This is a genomic window from Citrobacter sp. Cpo069 (genome assembly GCF_030332785.1).
Lineage (GTDB): Bacteria > Pseudomonadota > Gammaproteobacteria > Enterobacterales > Enterobacteriaceae > Citrobacter > Citrobacter portucalensis.
In genome coordinates this window covers 233,189-249,818 of record NZ_JAOWHD010000063.1, presented here as the reverse complement: position 1 = coordinate 249,818, position 16,630 = coordinate 233,189, and the positions used below count along the sequence as shown (strand labels likewise).

Genomic DNA, 16,630 nt, shown 5'->3' with positions numbered 1-16,630 from the left:
ATTTAACAATTAGTTAAATGGTAATGGAGTATACGATGGTTGATGTTCTGGTGATTGGCGGTGGCAATGCCGCGTTATGCGCTGCCTTGTCCGCCCGCGAGCAAGGAGCTTCGGTACTCCTGCTCGAAGCGGCTCCCCGTGAATGGCGCGGAGGAAACTCCCAACACACGCGTAATCTGCGCTGTATGCATGATGCGCCGCAGGATGTGCTGGTGGAAAGCTATCCGGAAGAGGAGTTCTGGCAGGATCTGCGCCGCGTCACGGAAGGGAATACCAACGAAGCGCTGGCGCGTCTGGTGATCCGTACCTCTTCACAATGCCGTGACTGGATGCGTCAGCACGGCGTTAACTTTCAACCTCCTCTCTCCGGCGCTTTGCACGTGGCGCGAACCAACGCCTTTTTTATGGGCGGTGGAAAGGCCCTGGTGAATGCCTATTATCGCAGCGCAGAAAAGCTGGGCGTTCAAATTCGCTATAACACCCCCGTTCAGGCGCTTGAACTGCGTAATGGCGAGTTCGTGGCAGCGTTGGCAGGCGAAGAGCGCATCACCGCTAAGTCCTGCGTGCTTGCCGCGGGCGGGTTTGAGTCTAACCGCGAATGGCTACGAGAAGCGTGGGGAGAGAACGAGCGCGGCGAGTGGCCTGCGGATAACTTCCTGATTCGCGGCACGCGTTTTAATCAGGGCGTACTGCTCAAATTTATGATGGATGCTGGCGCAGACATTATCGGCGATCCCTCCCAGTCACACTGTGTTGCTATTGATGCCAGAGCACCATTATATGATGGCGGAATTTGCACTCGCGTGGACTGCGTCTCGCTCGGTATTGTGGTGAACCGGGACGCAGATCGTTTTTATGATGAAGGCGAAGATTTCTGGCCGAAACGCTACGCCATCTGGGGACGTCTGGTCGCTCAACAGCCAGGACAGATTGGCTACTCCATCATCGACAGTAAAGCTATCGGACACTTCATGCCTCCGGTCTTTCCTGGCACGCAGGCCAATACGCTGGCTGAACTGGCCTTTCAGTTAGGACTGGATGCCGAACGCTTTACCCACACCGTGACAGAGTACAACAACGCCTGCCAGCCAGGTCAGTTCGACCATACCGTTCTGGATAACTGCGCCACTAAAGATTTGCTACCCGCGAAAACGCATTGGGCGCGACCGCTGGATCAACCGCCTTACTACGGCTACGCCCTTCGGCCAGGAATCACCTTCACTTATCTTGGGTTAAAAGTGAACGAACGCGCCGCTGTGCATTTTGCAGGGCTTCCAAGCCGTAACCTGTTCGTCGCCGGAGAGATGATGGCGGGCAACGTGCTGGGCAAGGGTTACACCGCAGGCGTGGGGATGTCGATCGGCACGACCTTTGGCCGCATTGCCGGAAAAGAAGCCGCGCTGGCCGCACGTAAGGAGACACGTCATGAAGCAGCTTGAGAAACTGATCATCGAAGCGCAAATTATCACCGAACCGGAAGCTGAAGTTGAACGCGTGATGCAGGTGTGTAACGCCTGCCGCTATTGCGAAGGCTTTTGCGCCGTGTTCCCGGCCATGACTCAGCGTCTGGAATTCGGTAAAGCGGATATCAATTATCTGGCAAACTTGTGCCATAACTGCGGCGCTTGCCTGCACGCGTGTCAGTATGCCCCGCCTCATGAATTTGCCATAAACGTGCCGAAGGCGATGGCGGAAGTCCGGCTCGAAACCTATCAGCATTACGCGCAACCCGCCGCCTTTGGCACGCTTTATCGTCGCGCAGGCGTAACCGTGACGCTGGCGCTGGTTTTCGGTCTGATCCTGTTTTTACTCCTCGCTATAAGTTTGAAAGGTTCATTATTCCATCCTCCACTGGCCGGGGATTTCTATCAAATTTTCCCGCATAACCTGCTGGCCTGGATGTTTGGTTCGGTCTTTGTTCTGGCGATCGGTTTGCTGATGGCAGGCGTGATCCGCTTCTGGCGCGAGATTTCTCCGGGCATGCCGCGTTCCGCCGAGATTGCTGAAGCCTCGCACAATGCGCTGACGCTGAAGTATCTCGATGGAGGCCATGGCAAAGGTTGTAACGATGCGGATGATGCCTTCACCCTGATGCGTCGCCGTTTCCACCACTTTACCTTCTATGGATTTATGCTCTGCTTTGCCGCCACCGTGGTGGCAACGGGCTATCACTACTTTGCAGGCATAGAAGCACCGTACCCGTTCTTCAGCATTCCGGTCATGCTGGGCACGTTGGGTGGCATTGGCCTGGTTGTCGGCCCGGCTGGCTTGCTATGGCTTAATTTCAGGCGCTCACCGCTACACGGCGACGCCCGGCAAAAACCGATGGATCGCGGTTTTATTTTGCTGCTGCTGCTGACCAGTCTGACCGGTCTGGCGCTGCTGGCGGGAAGAGATACCTCATGGATGGCTATTTTACTGGCCATTCATCTCGGCGTGGTCATGGCGCTTTTTCTGACCATTCCTTACGGAAAATTTGCCCACGGATTTTACCGCTGCGCAGCCTTACTCAAGTGGGCGATTGAGAAACGGCGCGGCAAACAGGCGGGGGTCACAGGCGACTAACCCGCACACTCTTACCTCTATAAATATTATGATAAGACAGTGGAGCAAACCCAATGACACAACAACCATCGCGCACCGGAACTTTCGGCGCAATACTGCGGGTAACCAGCGGTAATTTTCTCGAACAGTTCGACTTTTTTCTGTTCGGGTTTTACGCCACCTATATCGCAAAGACTTTCTTCCCCGCGGAGAGTGAGTTTGCCGGGCTCATGTTGACCTTTGCGGTTTTCGGTTCGGGTTTTTTAATGCGGCCCGTTGGCGCAATCGTGCTGGGTGCTTATATCGACAGAATTGGTCGCAGGAAAGGGCTGATGGTGACGCTGGCCATTATGGGATGCGGTACCCTGCTGATTGCCCTGGTACCCGGTTATCAAAGTATTGGCCTGCTGGCTCCTGTGCTGGTATTAGTCGGTCGATTATTGCAGGGCTTCTCTGCGGGCGTAGAGTTGGGCGGCGTTTCGGTTTATCTTTCTGAAATCGCCACGCCTGGCAATAAAGGTTTCTACACCAGCTGGCAGTCCGCCAGCCAACAGGTTGCCATTGTGGTGGCAGCGCTGATTGGCTACGGCCTGAATGCCACGCTGGGGCACGATGAAATCTCTGAATGGGGCTGGCGCATTCCGTTCTTTATTGGTTGTATGATTATTCCGTTGATCTTCGTCCTGCGCCGCTCGCTTCAGGAAACGGACGCATTTTTACAACGTACACACCGTCCCGACACCAGGGAAATTTTCACCACTATCATCAAAAACTGGCGTCTGATCTCAGCGGGTACACTGCTGGTGGCGATGACCACAACGACGTTTTACTTTATTACCGTCTATACCCCGACCTATGGCAGGGCTGTACTCCATCTGAGCGCTCGCGACAGCCTGATCGTCACCATGCTGGTCGGTATTTCTAACTTTATCTGGCTGCCGATTGGCGGAGCGATTTCTGACCGAATTGGTCGCCGCCCGGTGTTGATGGGGATTACCGTACTCGCACTGCTCACCACCTGGCCGGTCATGCACTGGCTCACCGCCGCGCCAGATTTTATGCGCATGACGCTGGTCCTGCTTTGGTTCTCGTTCTTTTTTGGTATGTACAATGGGGCAATGGTCGCGGCACTCACCGAGGTGATGCCTGTCTATGTCCGTACGGTGGGTTTTTCACTGGCCTTCAGTCTTGCTACGGCGATTTTTGGCGGTCTGACACCCGTCATATCCACGGCGCTGGTCCAGCTAACCGGAGATAAAAGCTCGCCGGGATGGTGGCTGATGTGCGCGGCACTTTGCGGACTCGCCGCCACGGCAATGCTGTTTGTCCGCCTGAGTCGTCATTATCAACCGGCCGAACAGAAACTCTGACATGCAAACGGGCGGAGAATTCTCCGCCCGTTGTATTTTCATTTTTTCAATTTACTGCGCAGTATTCTTACTGCGTATTTCCTGCCAGACCTTGTCACAATCAGCATTGACGGACTGACCGTTACCCGTGCGCGTGGCCTGGATACACTGCTGATAATCCAGCACGCGTACGCTTTCTTCATTGGCAAACTGTTGGTGCTGTTTTTCTTTCTTCAGCACATTCAACACGCTTTGGCAGGCTTCAATTTTCTCCGGCGATCCCTGCGCGGTATTAATACACGCGCTGTAGGCTTCTTTCAGACGGCTGTCCTCTTTCGGCGCAGGAGATTGCGCACACGCCACCAGCCCTGATGCCATAACGGCGATGAGTATCAGTTTTTTCATAGCACTTTCCTCAACGAGGCGGCAGACACCCGGCCTGCCGCTGTTGGCATTAGAAGATGGTGAACGGAGCAATAACGATGAACTTCACGTCGCGCTCATCCTGGAACATGTTGCCGTAGCCACCGCCCCAGCTCGGAATGTCTGAATGGTTGTCGTACTGAGTGAAGTGCAGCTTAAACATGGTGCCCTTCGCACGACCTTCCTGCAGGGTGTAGACCGCATCCAGGCTGTAAGAAGATTCTTCGATAGTCCGGTTTTTGTCATAGTACGCATCCGGGTTGAGCTGCCAGGTTGATGGCTTAGCATCCCATGCGTAAACGTAGGACGCGCCTACCGCCCAGCCCGGCAGATTCCAGTTCTTCAGGTCATACATTGCGCCGAAGAAGACTGCCTTTTCACCGTTGGCGTTGAAGTCAGAACGGTTATCCCACCAGACATCCAGACGACCGTTTGAAGAGGCGTAGGTTGGGGTCATACGCTGCAGGAAGTAACCCTGCTGGCCGTCCGCTTTAACCCAGGTCCCTTCCAGACGAAGGTCGACGACTTCTGCCACTTTGTAGCCAAAGGTCAACGCCTGCAACCAGGCAGTGCCATCATAAATATCGTTCACGGTACGATCATCAACTTTGTCGCGTGCGCCGTAGAACTGGTAGCTGGTGGTAAATGGGTTACCGCCTAAATCAAATTTATAGCTGGCTTTTGCGAAGTACTGATCGACATAACCTTCAGACTGACCAAATGCCGCTTCCAACAACAGGTTATTCTTGAAGTCATATTTCGCGCCAATTGAGTGCAGGTAATCAACGCTGGTCTTTTTATCAGCCTGATAGAATTTATCGACTTCAGTGTGCCACGGTGCTTTATATTCGTTAGCCCACATATAGGAGAAGCTCAGTGCGCCAGCATCACCGTAATCGAAGTTGGCACCGGCTTCAGCACCCTGATAGGTACCTGGCATAAAACTCCAGTGCGGTGCCAGCAGAGTCTGCCCGGTTGGTTGAATGTAACCGGCGCGCGCCCAGGTTGGGCCGTATTTAAATTTAGCTGCTGCTTTATAAAGGCTAATCCCGCTCTTATCGCCGGAGTAATCCTCGTCATAGCCTTTATTTTTGGAAGAGAATGCGATTTCGTTTGGATGGCCGCTTTCGCTACTTTCGTTCATTTCAATAGCGGTAAATGCCGCGATATCAATACCAAACATATCGGCCGCGTAACCGGACTGGAAGTCGAGGTTAGCGTTCCAGGTGGAGTGAGAAAGGTTGGTTTTGTATTTGTCATGATCGGTCACATCTTTACGGTCACGCTCACGCTGCCAGTAATAGATGCCGCCGGTTAAGGTTGAGTCATCAATAAATCCTTCGGCGTGTACCTGCGGAGCGACAACAAAACCCGACATTGCTGTGATACCGGCGATAGCCAGCGCCAGCGTACTACGTTTGCCACTAAACGTACGCATATGTTAATCCTCTTTGACGTATAAAATGCTGCCGACAAAAGCGGACAGCGAAAAAACAAAAAATAAAAAAGTAGCGCTAAGAAAACCTCAGTGACTACAATGAATAGACTATTTTTCGCGACGCGAATTATCAATCTCTTTCTGTAACGAGTATGTAATAGTATGAGCAACCGCACATATTTGATTGCTTTCTGTTACATTTTCATCGGAAGATAAAAAAGCGTTGAAAAAATGAAAAAATCGCTTGTTTTCCATGGAGATGAAATCGGTTTCAGCCCATTTCATATTGAGGTAAGTTATTTAAACGTAAAAACATTCGCCCAGTCCATTATTACGGACATGTAATTAATTCGCTCCGCAAACGGAGCCTGGAACACGGTTTTTTTGCGAAAAAAAACGCCGCATGAAGCGGCGTTTAGAGAGGATGTGTTGCGGCTTATTCGCCCGCTTTAGCCCACGTGTCACGTAGACCAACGGTACGGTTAAACACCAGCTTGTCAGCCGTTGCATAACGACTGTCCAGGCAGAAGTAACCTTCACGCTCAAACTGGAACGCTTTACCTGCAACCGCTGCCTTCAGCGACGGCTCACCGTAACCCTGCTTAATGACCAGCGATTCCGGGTTAATAACGGACAGGAAGTCTTCCGCCGCGCCTGGATTTGGCACGCTAAACAGACGATCGTACAAGCGGATTTCAATCGGCAGCGCATGGGACGCGCTCACCCAGTGAATAACGCCTTTGACTTTACGACCATCGGCCGGGTCTTTGCTCAGGGTGTCGGCATCGTAGGTGCAGAAAATGGTGGTGATATTCCCTTCCGCATCTTTCTCAACACGTTCGGCTTTGATCACATAAGCATTACGCAGACGTACTTCTTTGCCCATCACCAGACGCTTGTACTGCTTGTTCGCTTCTTCACGGAAGTCTGCGCGATCGATCCAAATTTCACCGCTAAATGGCACTTCGCGGCTGCCCATTTCCGGTTTGTTCGGATGGTTAGGCATGGTGACCAATTCGCTTTCGCTCTGCGGATAGTTTTCGATAACCAGTTTAACCGGATCGATAACCGCCATCGCGCGCGGGGCGTTTTCGTTCAGATCTTCGCGGATACAGGATTCCAGAGAAGCGATCTCAATGGTGTTGTCTTGTTTGGTCACGCCAATGCGTTTGCAGAACTCACGGATCGCGGCAGCGGTGTAACCGCGACGACGCAGGCCAGAAATCGTCGGCATACGCGGATCGTCCCAGCCTTCAACGTGCTTGTCGGTCACCAGCAGGTTCAGCTTGCGCTTGGACATCACGGTATATTCCAGATTCAGGCGCGAGAATTCGTACTGACGCGGATGAACCGGAATGGTGATGTTGTCCAGCACCCAGTCGTACAGACGACGGTTATCCTGGAACTCCAGCGTACACAGGGAATGCGTAATGCCTTCCAGCGCATCGCTGATGCAGTGGGTAAAGTCGTACATCGGGTAGATGCACCACTTGTTGCCGGTCTGGTGGTGTTCGGCGAACTTAATGCGGTACAGCACCGGATCGCGCATCACGATAAACGGCGAAGCCATATCGATTTTCGCGCGCAGGCAGGCTTTACCTTCTTCAAAACCACCGGTACGCATTTTTTCGAACAGCGCCAGGTTCTCTTCGACGCTACGATCGCGGTACGGGCTATTTTTGCCAGGCTGAGTCAGCGTGCCGCGGTATTCGCGGATTTCGTCCGCTGACAGTTCGTCAACGTACGCCAGGCCTTTATTAATAAGCTCTACCGCATAGGCGTGAAGCTGATCGAAGTAATCCGAAGAGTAGCGAATGTCGCCAGTCCAGTGGAAACCTAACCATTCAACGTCGTTTTTAATCGACTCAACGTACTCGATATCTTCTTTAACCGGGTTCGTATCATCAAAACGCAGGTTGCACTGGCCCTGGTAATCTTGCGCAATGCCAAAGTTCAGACAAATGGATTTCGCGTGGCCAATGTGCAGATAGCCATTTGGCTCCGGCGGAAAACGGGTATGGATAGTGGTGTGCTTACCACTGGCCAGATCTTCATCGATGATCTGACGAATAAAGTTACTCGGGCGGGCTTCAGCCTCACTCATCGTGGATTCCTCAAAGCGTAAACAACGTATAACGGAGTATGATCTTATAAGCGACGTCAGGAGACAACTATTAGTTGCACAAAAAAGGTGTTTCAACAGGATATATGAGGGCATTTGCTGCAAAAAAAAGCGGCGGAGGAATATCCCCCGCCGCTTAAGGCACTTAACTCACTTTACTCAGGAGCAGTTATTTACCTTTAATCTCATACAGTGGTGTTTGACCGGCAACCACATGACCTTCGGCTTTAATAACCAGAGCGCCGAAATCATCGCTGTTGCTGCACACAACCGGGCTTATCATCGAACGTGCGTTAGCGTTCAGGAACTCCAGATCCATTTCCAGAATCGGTTGGCCTGCAGTAACTTCCGCACCTTCTTCAACCAGACGCTTAAAGCCTTTGCCTTCCAGCGCTACGGTATCGATGCCCATATGGACCACGATTTCCGCGCCTTTAACAGTTTCCAGGCAGAACGCATGGTTAGTGTTGAAGATTTTCACGATAGTGCCCGCAGCCGGAGCAACCACGATTTTATCCGTTGGTTTCACTGCCACGCCGTCGCCTACTGCTTTGCTGGCGAAGGCTTCATCAGGAACCTGTTCCAGCGCAACTACGTCACCAGTAATCGGAGAAACCAGCGCTTCAACGGTGACTGCATTCGCTACAGCCTGCGGTTTTGCTACTGGGGCCGCTGCTGCTGGCGCACTTTCACCAGATGCTGCTGCCACCGGACCACGCGCGACAACTTTCTTCATTTCGTCGCCGATGGATTCGGCTTTCGCACCCACGATGACCTGGATAGTTTGCTTGTTCAGCTTAACTACTCCAGATGCACCTAAACGCTTACACATAGCATCGTTTACGCGACCGGAGTCGGCAACGGTCAGACGCAGACGAGTGATACAGGCATCAATCGCTTTCAGGTTATCAGTACCGCCAACCGCTGCAATGTAGTTGGTTGCCAGTTGAGCCAAACCTTCTTCAGTGTTGCTGTTGGCTTCTTCAGTAACGATATCGTCTTCTTTATCTTCGCGGCCCGGCGTTTTCAGGTTAAACATACGGATAACCGCGCTGAACAGCACAAAGTAGATAACGAAGAACACCAGCCCCATCACCACCAGCATCCAGACGTTCTTACTTGCTGCTGGCAGGTTGTACATCAACACGTAGTCGATAGCACCTGCGGAGAAGGAGAAGCCTGCGTGGATCCCCAGCAGTGTTGCAACGAACAGGCTGATACCCGTTAACAGTGCGTGCAGGAGGTACAGCAGTGGAGCCAGGAACATGAACAGGAATTCAAGCGGCTCGGTAACACCGGTCAGGAACGCGGTGATCGCAACGGACAGCAGCATACCGCCAACCATCGGACGACGTGCTTTCGGAGCCGCGAAGTACATCGCCAGCGCCGCACCCGGCAGACCAAACATCATGATTGGGAAGAAGCCAGACATGAACATACCCGCAGTGCCGTCACCCGCGTAGAAGCGGTTGATGTCACCGTGGAATACGGTACCTGCAGCGTTAGTAAATTCGCCAATCTGGAACCAGGCGATGGTGTTCAGCACCTGATGCAGACCGGTTGGGATCAGCAGACGGTTGATGAAACCAAAGATACCGGAACCCAGCGCGCCAGCGCCCACGATCCACTCACCACCCGCATGGATGGCGTTCTGTACCGGCGGCCATACGTAACCGAAGATAGCAGCCAGCACCAGACAGAAGAAGCCAGTGGCGATCGGCACAAAGCGTTTGCCGCCAAAGAAGCTCAGGAAGTCAGGCAGTTTGATACCAGACCAGCGGTTATACACGGCACCGCCGACCAGACCGGTGATGATACCAGCCAGCACGCCCATATTGATTGCAGGGTTAATGGTAACCATTGCTTTGGTCAATATGAAATAACCGACCGCACCTGCCAGCGCTGCTGCACCTGCGCTGTCTTTTGACCAGCTGGAAGCAACACCGATCGCAAAAATTAACGCGAGGTTATCAAAGATGGCCCCACCCGCTTGCGCGATGAAGGGTACGTTAAGTAAATCTGGTTGGCCGAATCGCAGCAGCAGTGCCGCGACTGGCAGCACAGCGATGGGGAGCTGTAACGCCCTACCCAGCCGCTGGAAAAAACCTAAAATATTCATTTTATTCCCCCTACGAGACCCCGATTAGGCTTCTTTGAAGCCATATTTTTATTGTGCGACCATTCCTGACAGCAAGATTCTGGAACAACGATATTAACCATTCATCTACATTCAGAGTGTGTGAAAAATTAATTCGTATCGCAAATTAAACGCGTGTTTTTTGTGATTCCAGTCACCAAATATCGTTATTAACCCTCCCTTTCACTGGCTAACTACGAAAACTTATTTTATCATTCAAAAAATCGAAACGGATTGATCCTTACCGATGCAAAACCAGGTTACGCTTATTACTGCACAGAGACTCAATCCGCCAACTGCTTACTTTTACTTTTGAGGTGAAGAATGAGACTGATCCCCCTGAATACCGCTGAACAAGTCGGCAAATGGGCTGCTCGCCATATCGTTAACCGTATTAACGCGTTCAAACCAACGGCAGATCGTCCGTTCGTTCTGGGCCTGCCGACTGGCGGTACTCCGCTGACAGCTTATAAAGCATTGGTTGAAATGCACAAAGCGGGCCAGGTGAGCTTCAAGCATGTTGTTACGTTCAACATGGACGAATATGTTGGCCTGCCGAAAGAGCATCCGGAAAGCTACCACAGCTTTATGCACCGCAATTTCTTTGATCACGTTGATATTCCAGCAGAAAACATCAACCTCCTCAATGGTAACGCGCCGGATATTGATGCAGAATGCCGTCAGTATGAAGAAAAAATCCGTTCTTACGGTAAAATCCACCTGTTTATGGGCGGTGTAGGCAACGATGGTCACATCGCGTTCAACGAGCCAGCTTCCTCTTTGGCTTCCCGTACCCGCATCAAAACGCTGACTCACGACACACGTGTTGCTAACTCACGCTTCTTTGACGGCGACGTAAGCCAGGTACCTAAATATGCGCTGACCGTTGGTGTGGGCACCCTGCTGGATGCTGAAGAAGTGATGATCCTGGTTCTGGGCCACCAGAAAGCACAGGCGCTGCAAGCCGCCGTTGAAGGCAACGTTAACCACATGTGGACCATCAGCTGCCTGCAGTTGCATCCAAAAGCCGTTGTGGTCTGCGATGAGCCTTCCACCATGGAACTGAAAGTGAAGACGCTGAAATACTTCAACGAGTTAGAAGCGGAAAATATTAAAGGTCTGTAATTGATGTCTCCGCCCTGTCGATAAGTTGCAGGGCGGCATTTTTTTGAAATCGGGGGTCGGAATGTATGCTTTAACCCAGGGCCGGATCTTTACCGGTCACGAAATTCTTGATGACCATGCGATTGTTGTCGCCAATGGCCTGATCGACAGCGTTTGCCCACTGGCTGAATTACCGTCAGGGATTGAACAGCGCTCACTGAATGGGGCCATTGTTTCCCCCGGTTTTATTGATGTACAGCTGAACGGCTGCGGCGGTGTGCAGTTTAACGATACGGCAGAAGCCGTAACCGTTGAAACGCTGGAAATCATGCAAAAAGCCAATGAAAAATCTGGCTGCACCAACTATTTGCCAACGCTTATCACCACCAGCGATGACCTGATGAAACAAGGTGTTCGCGTGATGCGTGAATACCTGGCGAAACACCCGAATCAGGCATTAGGACTTCATCTTGAAGGCCCGTGGCTGAATCTTGTTAAAAAAGGCACCCATAATCCGGGATTTGTCCGTCAGCCGGACGCTGCACTGGTTGATTTCCTGTGCGATAATGCGGATGTGATCACCAAAGTCACACTGGCACCAGAAATGGTCCCGGTAGAGGTCATCACCAAATTGGTGAATGCGGGTATCGTGGTTTCTGCGGGTCATTCCAATGCAACGGTAAAAGAAGCAAAAATCGGATTCCGTGCAGGTATTACCTTTGCAACGCATCTGTTCAACGCGATGCCGTACATTACCGGCCGCGAACCCGGTCTGGCGGGCGCTATCTTGGATGAAGCCGATATCTACTGCGGTATCATCGCCGATGGCCTGCACGTTGACTACGTTAACATTCGTAATGCTAAGCGCCTGAAAGGCGACAAGCTGTGCCTGGTTACTGACGCGACCGCGCCAGCAGGTGCAAACATTGAACAGTTCATTTTCGCTGGTAAAACAATATACTACCGCAATGGACTGTGTGTTGATGAGAACGGTACGTTGAGCGGTTCATCATTAACCATGATTGAAGGCATACGCAATCTGGTCGAACATGCGAATATCGCTCTCGACGAAGTCTTACGCATGGCAACGCTCTACCCTGCTCGCGCCATTGGCGTCGACAAACAACTCGGCAGCATCGCGCCAGGCAAAGTAGCCAACCTGACTGCGTTCACGCACGACTTTAAAATCATCAAGACCATCGTTAATGGCAACGAGGTCGTTACTGAGTAAGAGAAAGAATGACACCAGGCGGACAAGCTCAAATAGGTAATGTTGATCTCGTAAAACAGCTTAACAGCGCGGCGGTTTATCGCCTGATTGACCAACACGGGCCAATCTCGCGAATTCAAATTGCCGAGCAAAGCCAGCTTGCCCCCGCCAGCGTAACCAAAATTACGCGTCAGTTGATCGAACGCGGGCTGATCAAAGAAGTCGATCAGCAGGCCTCCACCGGGGGCCGCCGCGCTATCTCTATCGTCACAGAAACTCGCAATTTCCACGCCATTGGCGTACGACTGGGTCGCCACGACACAACGCTCACGCTCTATGATATGAGCAGTAAAGTTGTCGCCGAAGAGCATTACCCCCTCCCGGAGCGCACCCAGGAAACGCTGGAATATGCGCTGCTCAACACCATTGCCATCTTTATTGAGAGCTGCCAGCGGAAAATCCGTGAGCTGATCGCAATTTCTGTCATCCTGCCAGGCCTTGTCGATCCTGAAAGCGGCGTCATCCGCTATATGCCACACATTCAGGTCGAAAACTGGGGACTGGTCGAAGCGCTCGAAAAACGCTTCAAAGTCACCTGCTTTGTTGGTCACGATATTCGCAGTCTGGCGCTGGCTGAGCACTATTTCGGGGCAAGCCAGGATTGCGAAGACTCCATTTTGGTGCGAGTGCACCGCGGAACCGGTGCGGGTATCATCTCCAATGGCCGAATTTTCATCGGTCGCAATGGCAACGTCGGCGAGATTGGTCATATTCAGGTAGAGCCGCTGGGTGAGCGCTGTCACTGCGGTAATTTCGGCTGCCTGGAAACCATTGCCGCCAATGCTTCTATTGAACATCGCGTGCAGAACTTACTGAAGCAGGGTTATCCAAGTCGACTCACGCTGGATGATTGCAGCATCAAAGCCATCTGTAAGGCCGCGAATAAAGGCGATAATCTGGCAGCAGAAGTCATTGAGCACGTTGGTCGCCATCTGGGTAAAACTATCGCCATTGCCATCAACCTGTTTAACCCGCAAAAAATCGTCATTGCGGGCGAAATTACCGAGGCGGATAAGGTGCTGCTGCCTGCAATAGAAAGCTGTATCAACACGCAGGCGTTGAAGGCGTTTCGCCATAATTTACCGGTGGTTCGGTCCACGCTGGATCACCGCTCCGCCATTGGCGCCTTTGCGCTGGTGAAGCGCGCAATGCTCAACGGTACGCTGCTGCAACGTTTGCTGGAAAACTAATACACGTCATCCTTCGAGCTGCCTCTGCGTTAGCTGCATCTGCTCACCCCGGTCACTTACTTCAGTAAGCTCCAGGGGTTCGCAGACTTGCCGCCTTGATGCAACTCGAATGATGTAGTGTATTTTGTGTATAGTAATGCCTTCTTTTTTTAATGTCGGATTGTCCATGGCCATTAAGAATGTAATTTGTGATATCGACGGCGTGCTGATGCACGACAATGTTGCTGTACCGGGTGCGGCAGAATTTCTGACTGGGATCCTGGAAAAAGGCCTGCCGTTAGTCCTGCTGACTAACTACCCTTCGCAGACCGGGCAAGATCTGGCAAACCGCTTCGCCACCGCGGGTGTGAATGTCCCTGATAGCGTCTTTTATACTTCCGCGATGGCTACCGCTGATTTTCTTCGTCGCCAGGAAGGAAAAAAGGCCTACGTGGTGGGTGAAGGCGCGTTAATACACGAACTGTATAAAGCTGGATTTACCATTACCGACGTGAACCCCGATTTTGTGATTGTTGGCGAGACACGTTCCTATAACTGGGACATGATGCATAAAGCGGCGTATTTTGTCGCCAACGGCGCGCGTTTTATCGCCACTAACCCGGATACCCACGGTCGCGGCTTTTATCCCGCCTGTGGAGCACTCTGTGCCGGTATTGAGAAGATCTCAGGTCGTAAACCGTTTTATGTCGGCAAACCCAGCCCGTGGATTATTCGCGCGGCTCTCAACAAAATGCAGGCGCACTCGGAAGAAACCGTTATCGTTGGTGACAACCTGCGTACCGATATTCTGGCAGGTTTTCAGGCGGGTCTGGAAACTATCCTGGTACTGTCTGGCGTATCCAAGCTTGATGATATTGACAACATGCCGTTCAGACCAAGCTGGATTTACCCGTCCGTTGCTGAAATAGACGTCATTTAATCTCTTTAGCCGGATAACAACATCTGCAAGTTATCCGGCCTGAAAAATACATCCATTCAATAAAATCACCACTTCACTGTTGATTCATCAATAATAGCGTTCATTACATAATCTTTTTTCATCAATCAGCAATGACCATTGCGTTTTTTATTTTCTGACCCGTAATTCGCTTGCGCCCTCTCCAGCTTTGCGGCATTTTCTTTATCAAGCAAACATAAAAAGCATCACGCAACAGGTTAACGGAGAAGGTTATGTGTTCTATTTTTGGCGTATTCGATATTAAAACTGACGCAGTTGAACTGCGTAAAAAAGCCCTGGAACTGTCTCGTCTGATGCGCCACCGCGGCCCGGACTGGTCAGGTATTTACGCCTGTGATAACGCCATTCTGGCGCACGAACGTCTGTCCATCGTCGACGTCAATGCCGGTGCTCAGCCGCTGTACAACGTGAAGAAGACACATATCCTGGCGGTTAACGGTGAAATTTATAACCACCAGACACTGCGTGCTGAATACGGCGATCGCTACCAGTTCCAGACCGGTTCCGACTGCGAAGTTATCCTCGCCCTGTATCAGGAAAAAGGACCCGCGTTCCTCGATGACCTGCAAGGGATGTTCGCTTTTGCCCTGTACGACAGCGAGCAGGACGCCTACCTGATCGGTCGTGATCATATCGGGATCATCCCGCTGTATATGGGTTACGACGAGCACGGTAACTTCTACGTTGCGTCTGAAATGAAAGCACTGGTTCCCGTCTGCCGCACAATCAAAGAATTCCCGGCCGGTAGCTATTTGTGGAGTAAAGACGGTGAAATTCGTCAGTACTACCAGCGCGACTGGTTTGAATACGATGCCGTCAAAGACAACGTTACTGATAAAAACGAGCTGCGCCAGGCACTGGAAGATGCGGTGAAAAGCCACCTGATGTCAGATGTTCCTTATGGAGTGCTGCTGTCCGGCGGTCTGGATTCATCCGTCATTTCCGCGATAACTAAAAAATACGCGGCACGCCGTGTTGAAGATCAGGAACGTAGCGAAGCCTGGTGGCCACAGCTGCACTCCTTCGCCGTCGGCCTGGAAGGCGCTCCGGATCTGAAAGCTGCGCAAGAGGTGGCGAACCATCTGGGGACCGTGCACCATGAGATCCACTTCACCGTGCAGGAAGGTCTGGATGCGATCCGCGACGTGATTTACCACATCGAAACTTACGATGTCACGACGATTCGCGCCTCGACGCCAATGTACTTAATGTCGCGTAAAATTAAAGCGATGGGCATTAAAATGGTGTTGTCGGGTGAAGGTTCGGACGAAGTGTTTGGCGGCTATCTCTATTTCCACAAAGCGCCAGATGCAAAAGAACTGCACGAAGAAACCGTGCGCAAGCTGCAAGCGCTGCATATGTTCGACTGCGCCCGTGCCAACAAAGCCATGTCGGCCTGGGGTGTAGAAGCCCGCGTGCCCTTCCTGGATAAGAAATTCCTTGATGTGGCGATGCGCATCAACCCACAGGACAAAATGTGCGGCAACGGCAAAATGGAAAAACACGTTCTGCGCGAATGTTTTGAGTCCTACCTGCCGGCAAGCGTCGCATGGCGTCAGAAAGAGCAGTTCTCTGACGGTGTCGGTTACAGCTGGATTGACACTCTGAAAGAGGTGGCTGCAGAACAAGTTTCTGACCAACAACTGGAAACTGCCAGCTTCCGTTTCCCGTACAACACACCATCGTCAAAAGAAGCGTATTTGTACCGTGAGATTTTCGAAGAGTTGTTCCCGGTAGCAAGCGCTGCCGAATGTGTGCCGGGCGGGCCGTCGGTTGCCTGTTCTTCTGCTAAGGCGATCGAATGGGATGAGGCGTTTAAAACCATGAACGATCCGTCTGGCCGTGCCGTTGGCGTACATCAGTCCGCTTATAAATAAGTTAATCCTTAGATAAGAGCCCTGCGGGGCTCTTTTTTTATGTTTGTTTTCTGTGCAAAAAAACAATTAATAACTAATAATTGCCGAATATTGCGTCATGCTGTTCGCAACCTAACCAAACAGTCACATTCCAGCTATTTTCAATGAAAAAGGGGTTGACGCTTCAAGGCTCAATACGCATAATGCGCCCCGCAACGCCGATAAGGTTACGCGAAAAA

Annotated in this window: 12 protein-coding genes; 8 read left to right on the top strand and 4 right to left on the bottom strand. The window is 51.8% G+C overall.

Going from position 1 to position 16,630, the window contains the following annotated elements; genetic code table 11:
- The first annotated feature begins 35 nt into the window (after nt 1–35).
- The 3 genes from tcuA to OGY08_RS23800 are packed head-to-tail and all read left to right on the top strand — an operon-like array spanning nt 36 to nt 3,914.
- Nucleotides 36–1,439: an FAD-dependent tricarballylate dehydrogenase TcuA gene (gene tcuA, locus OGY08_RS23810; protein WP_125362506.1), complete on the top strand. Its 1,404-nt coding sequence runs from the start codon at nt 36–38 to the stop codon at nt 1,437–1,439.
- Nucleotides 1,426–2,565 carry a tricarballylate utilization 4Fe-4S protein TcuB gene (gene tcuB / locus OGY08_RS23805; RefSeq protein ID WP_125362505.1) on the top strand — a complete coding sequence of 380 codons (1,140 nt, stop codon included), beginning with the start codon at nt 1,426–1,428 and terminating at the stop codon, nt 2,563–2,565. The genes tcuA and tcuB overlap by 14 nt, the downstream gene beginning before the upstream one ends.
- A gap of 53 nt (nt 2,566–2,618) precedes the next feature.
- Nucleotides 2,619–3,914 (top strand): MFS transporter, encoded by a 1,296-nt coding sequence (locus OGY08_RS23800; RefSeq protein WP_079934611.1) that lies wholly within the window; start codon nt 2,619–2,621, stop codon nt 3,912–3,914.
- A 51-nt stretch (nt 3,915–3,965) separates the two neighbouring features.
- Here the strand turns inward: OGY08_RS23800 and OGY08_RS23795 are convergent, their stop codons facing one another.
- From OGY08_RS23795 to nagE, 4 genes are all read right to left on the bottom strand, one after another.
- A complete protein-coding gene (locus OGY08_RS23795; RefSeq protein ID WP_008784106.1) occupies nt 3,966–4,298 on the bottom strand; it encodes a ChiQ/YbfN family lipoprotein in 333 nt (110 codons plus the stop codon).
- Nucleotides 4,299–4,347: 49 nt separating this feature from the next.
- A complete protein-coding gene (gene chiP / locus OGY08_RS23790) occupies nt 4,348–5,754 on the bottom strand; it encodes a chitoporin ChiP (protein ID WP_008784105.1) in 1,407 nt (468 codons plus the stop codon).
- 436 nt (nt 5,755–6,190) lie between these two features.
- Nucleotides 6,191–7,858: a glutamine--tRNA ligase gene (gene glnS / locus OGY08_RS23785; protein WP_125362504.1), complete on the bottom strand. Its 1,668-nt coding sequence runs from the start codon at nt 7,856–7,858 to the stop codon at nt 6,191–6,193.
- Between the two features lie 187 nt (nt 7,859–8,045).
- On the bottom strand, nt 8,046–9,995 hold the full coding sequence (gene nagE, locus OGY08_RS23780; RefSeq protein WP_048235881.1) for a PTS N-acetyl glucosamine transporter subunit IIABC: 1,950 nt from the start codon (nt 9,993–9,995) through the stop codon (nt 8,046–8,048).
- A gap of 342 nt (nt 9,996–10,337) precedes the next feature.
- On the opposite strand from nagE, the gene nagB reads away from it, so the two are divergent.
- The 5 genes from nagB to asnB all read left to right on the top strand — a co-directional run bounded on the left by nagB (nt 10,338) and on the right by asnB (nt 16,412).
- Nucleotides 10,338–11,138: a glucosamine-6-phosphate deaminase gene (gene nagB, locus OGY08_RS23775; RefSeq protein WP_003022803.1), complete on the top strand. Its 801-nt coding sequence runs from the start codon at nt 10,338–10,340 to the stop codon at nt 11,136–11,138.
- A 61-nt stretch (nt 11,139–11,199) separates the two neighbouring features.
- Complete coding sequence (gene nagA, locus OGY08_RS23770) at nt 11,200–12,348, top strand: N-acetylglucosamine-6-phosphate deacetylase (protein ID WP_125362503.1); 1,149 nt, start codon at nt 11,200–11,202, stop codon at nt 12,346–12,348.
- Nucleotides 12,349–12,356: 8 nt separating this feature from the next.
- Nucleotides 12,357–13,577 (top strand): DNA-binding transcriptional regulator NagC, encoded by a 1,221-nt coding sequence (nagC, locus tag OGY08_RS23765; protein WP_048235883.1) that lies wholly within the window; start codon nt 12,357–12,359, stop codon nt 13,575–13,577.
- 166 nt (nt 13,578–13,743) lie between these two features.
- On the top strand, nt 13,744–14,496 hold the full coding sequence (nagD, locus tag OGY08_RS23760) for a ribonucleotide monophosphatase NagD (protein WP_003022792.1): 753 nt from the start codon (nt 13,744–13,746) through the stop codon (nt 14,494–14,496).
- 251 nt (nt 14,497–14,747) lie between these two features.
- Nucleotides 14,748–16,412 carry an asparagine synthase B gene (gene asnB / locus OGY08_RS23755; protein ID WP_008784099.1) on the top strand — a complete coding sequence of 555 codons (1,665 nt, stop codon included), beginning with the start codon at nt 14,748–14,750 and terminating at the stop codon, nt 16,410–16,412.
- Nucleotides 16,413–16,630 lie beyond the last annotated feature (218 nt).

Coding starts and splice junctions, on each gene's coding strand:
- tcuA (WP_125362506.1), top strand. CDS start 36: ATGGTTGATGTTCTGGTGATTGGCGGTGGCAATGCCGCGTTATGCGCT.
- tcuB (WP_125362505.1), top strand. CDS start 1,426: ATGAAGCAGCTTGAGAAACTGATCATCGAAGCGCAAATTATCACCGAA.
- OGY08_RS23800 (WP_079934611.1), top strand. CDS start 2,619: ATGACACAACAACCATCGCGCACCGGAACTTTCGGCGCAATACTGCGG.
- OGY08_RS23795 (WP_008784106.1), bottom strand. CDS start 4,298: ATGAAAAAACTGATACTCATCGCCGTTATGGCATCAGGGCTGGTGGCG.
- chiP (WP_008784105.1), bottom strand. CDS start 5,754: ATGCGTACGTTTAGTGGCAAACGTAGTACGCTGGCGCTGGCTATCGCC.
- glnS (WP_125362504.1), bottom strand. CDS start 7,858: ATGAGTGAGGCTGAAGCCCGCCCGAGTAACTTTATTCGTCAGATCATC.
- nagE (WP_048235881.1), bottom strand. CDS start 9,995: ATGAATATTTTAGGTTTTTTCCAGCGGCTGGGTAGGGCGTTACAGCTC.
- nagB (WP_003022803.1), top strand. CDS start 10,338: ATGAGACTGATCCCCCTGAATACCGCTGAACAAGTCGGCAAATGGGCT.
- nagA (WP_125362503.1), top strand. CDS start 11,200: ATGTATGCTTTAACCCAGGGCCGGATCTTTACCGGTCACGAAATTCTT.
- nagC (WP_048235883.1), top strand. CDS start 12,357: ATGACACCAGGCGGACAAGCTCAAATAGGTAATGTTGATCTCGTAAAA.
- nagD (WP_003022792.1), top strand. CDS start 13,744: ATGGCCATTAAGAATGTAATTTGTGATATCGACGGCGTGCTGATGCAC.
- asnB (WP_008784099.1), top strand. CDS start 14,748: ATGTGTTCTATTTTTGGCGTATTCGATATTAAAACTGACGCAGTTGAA.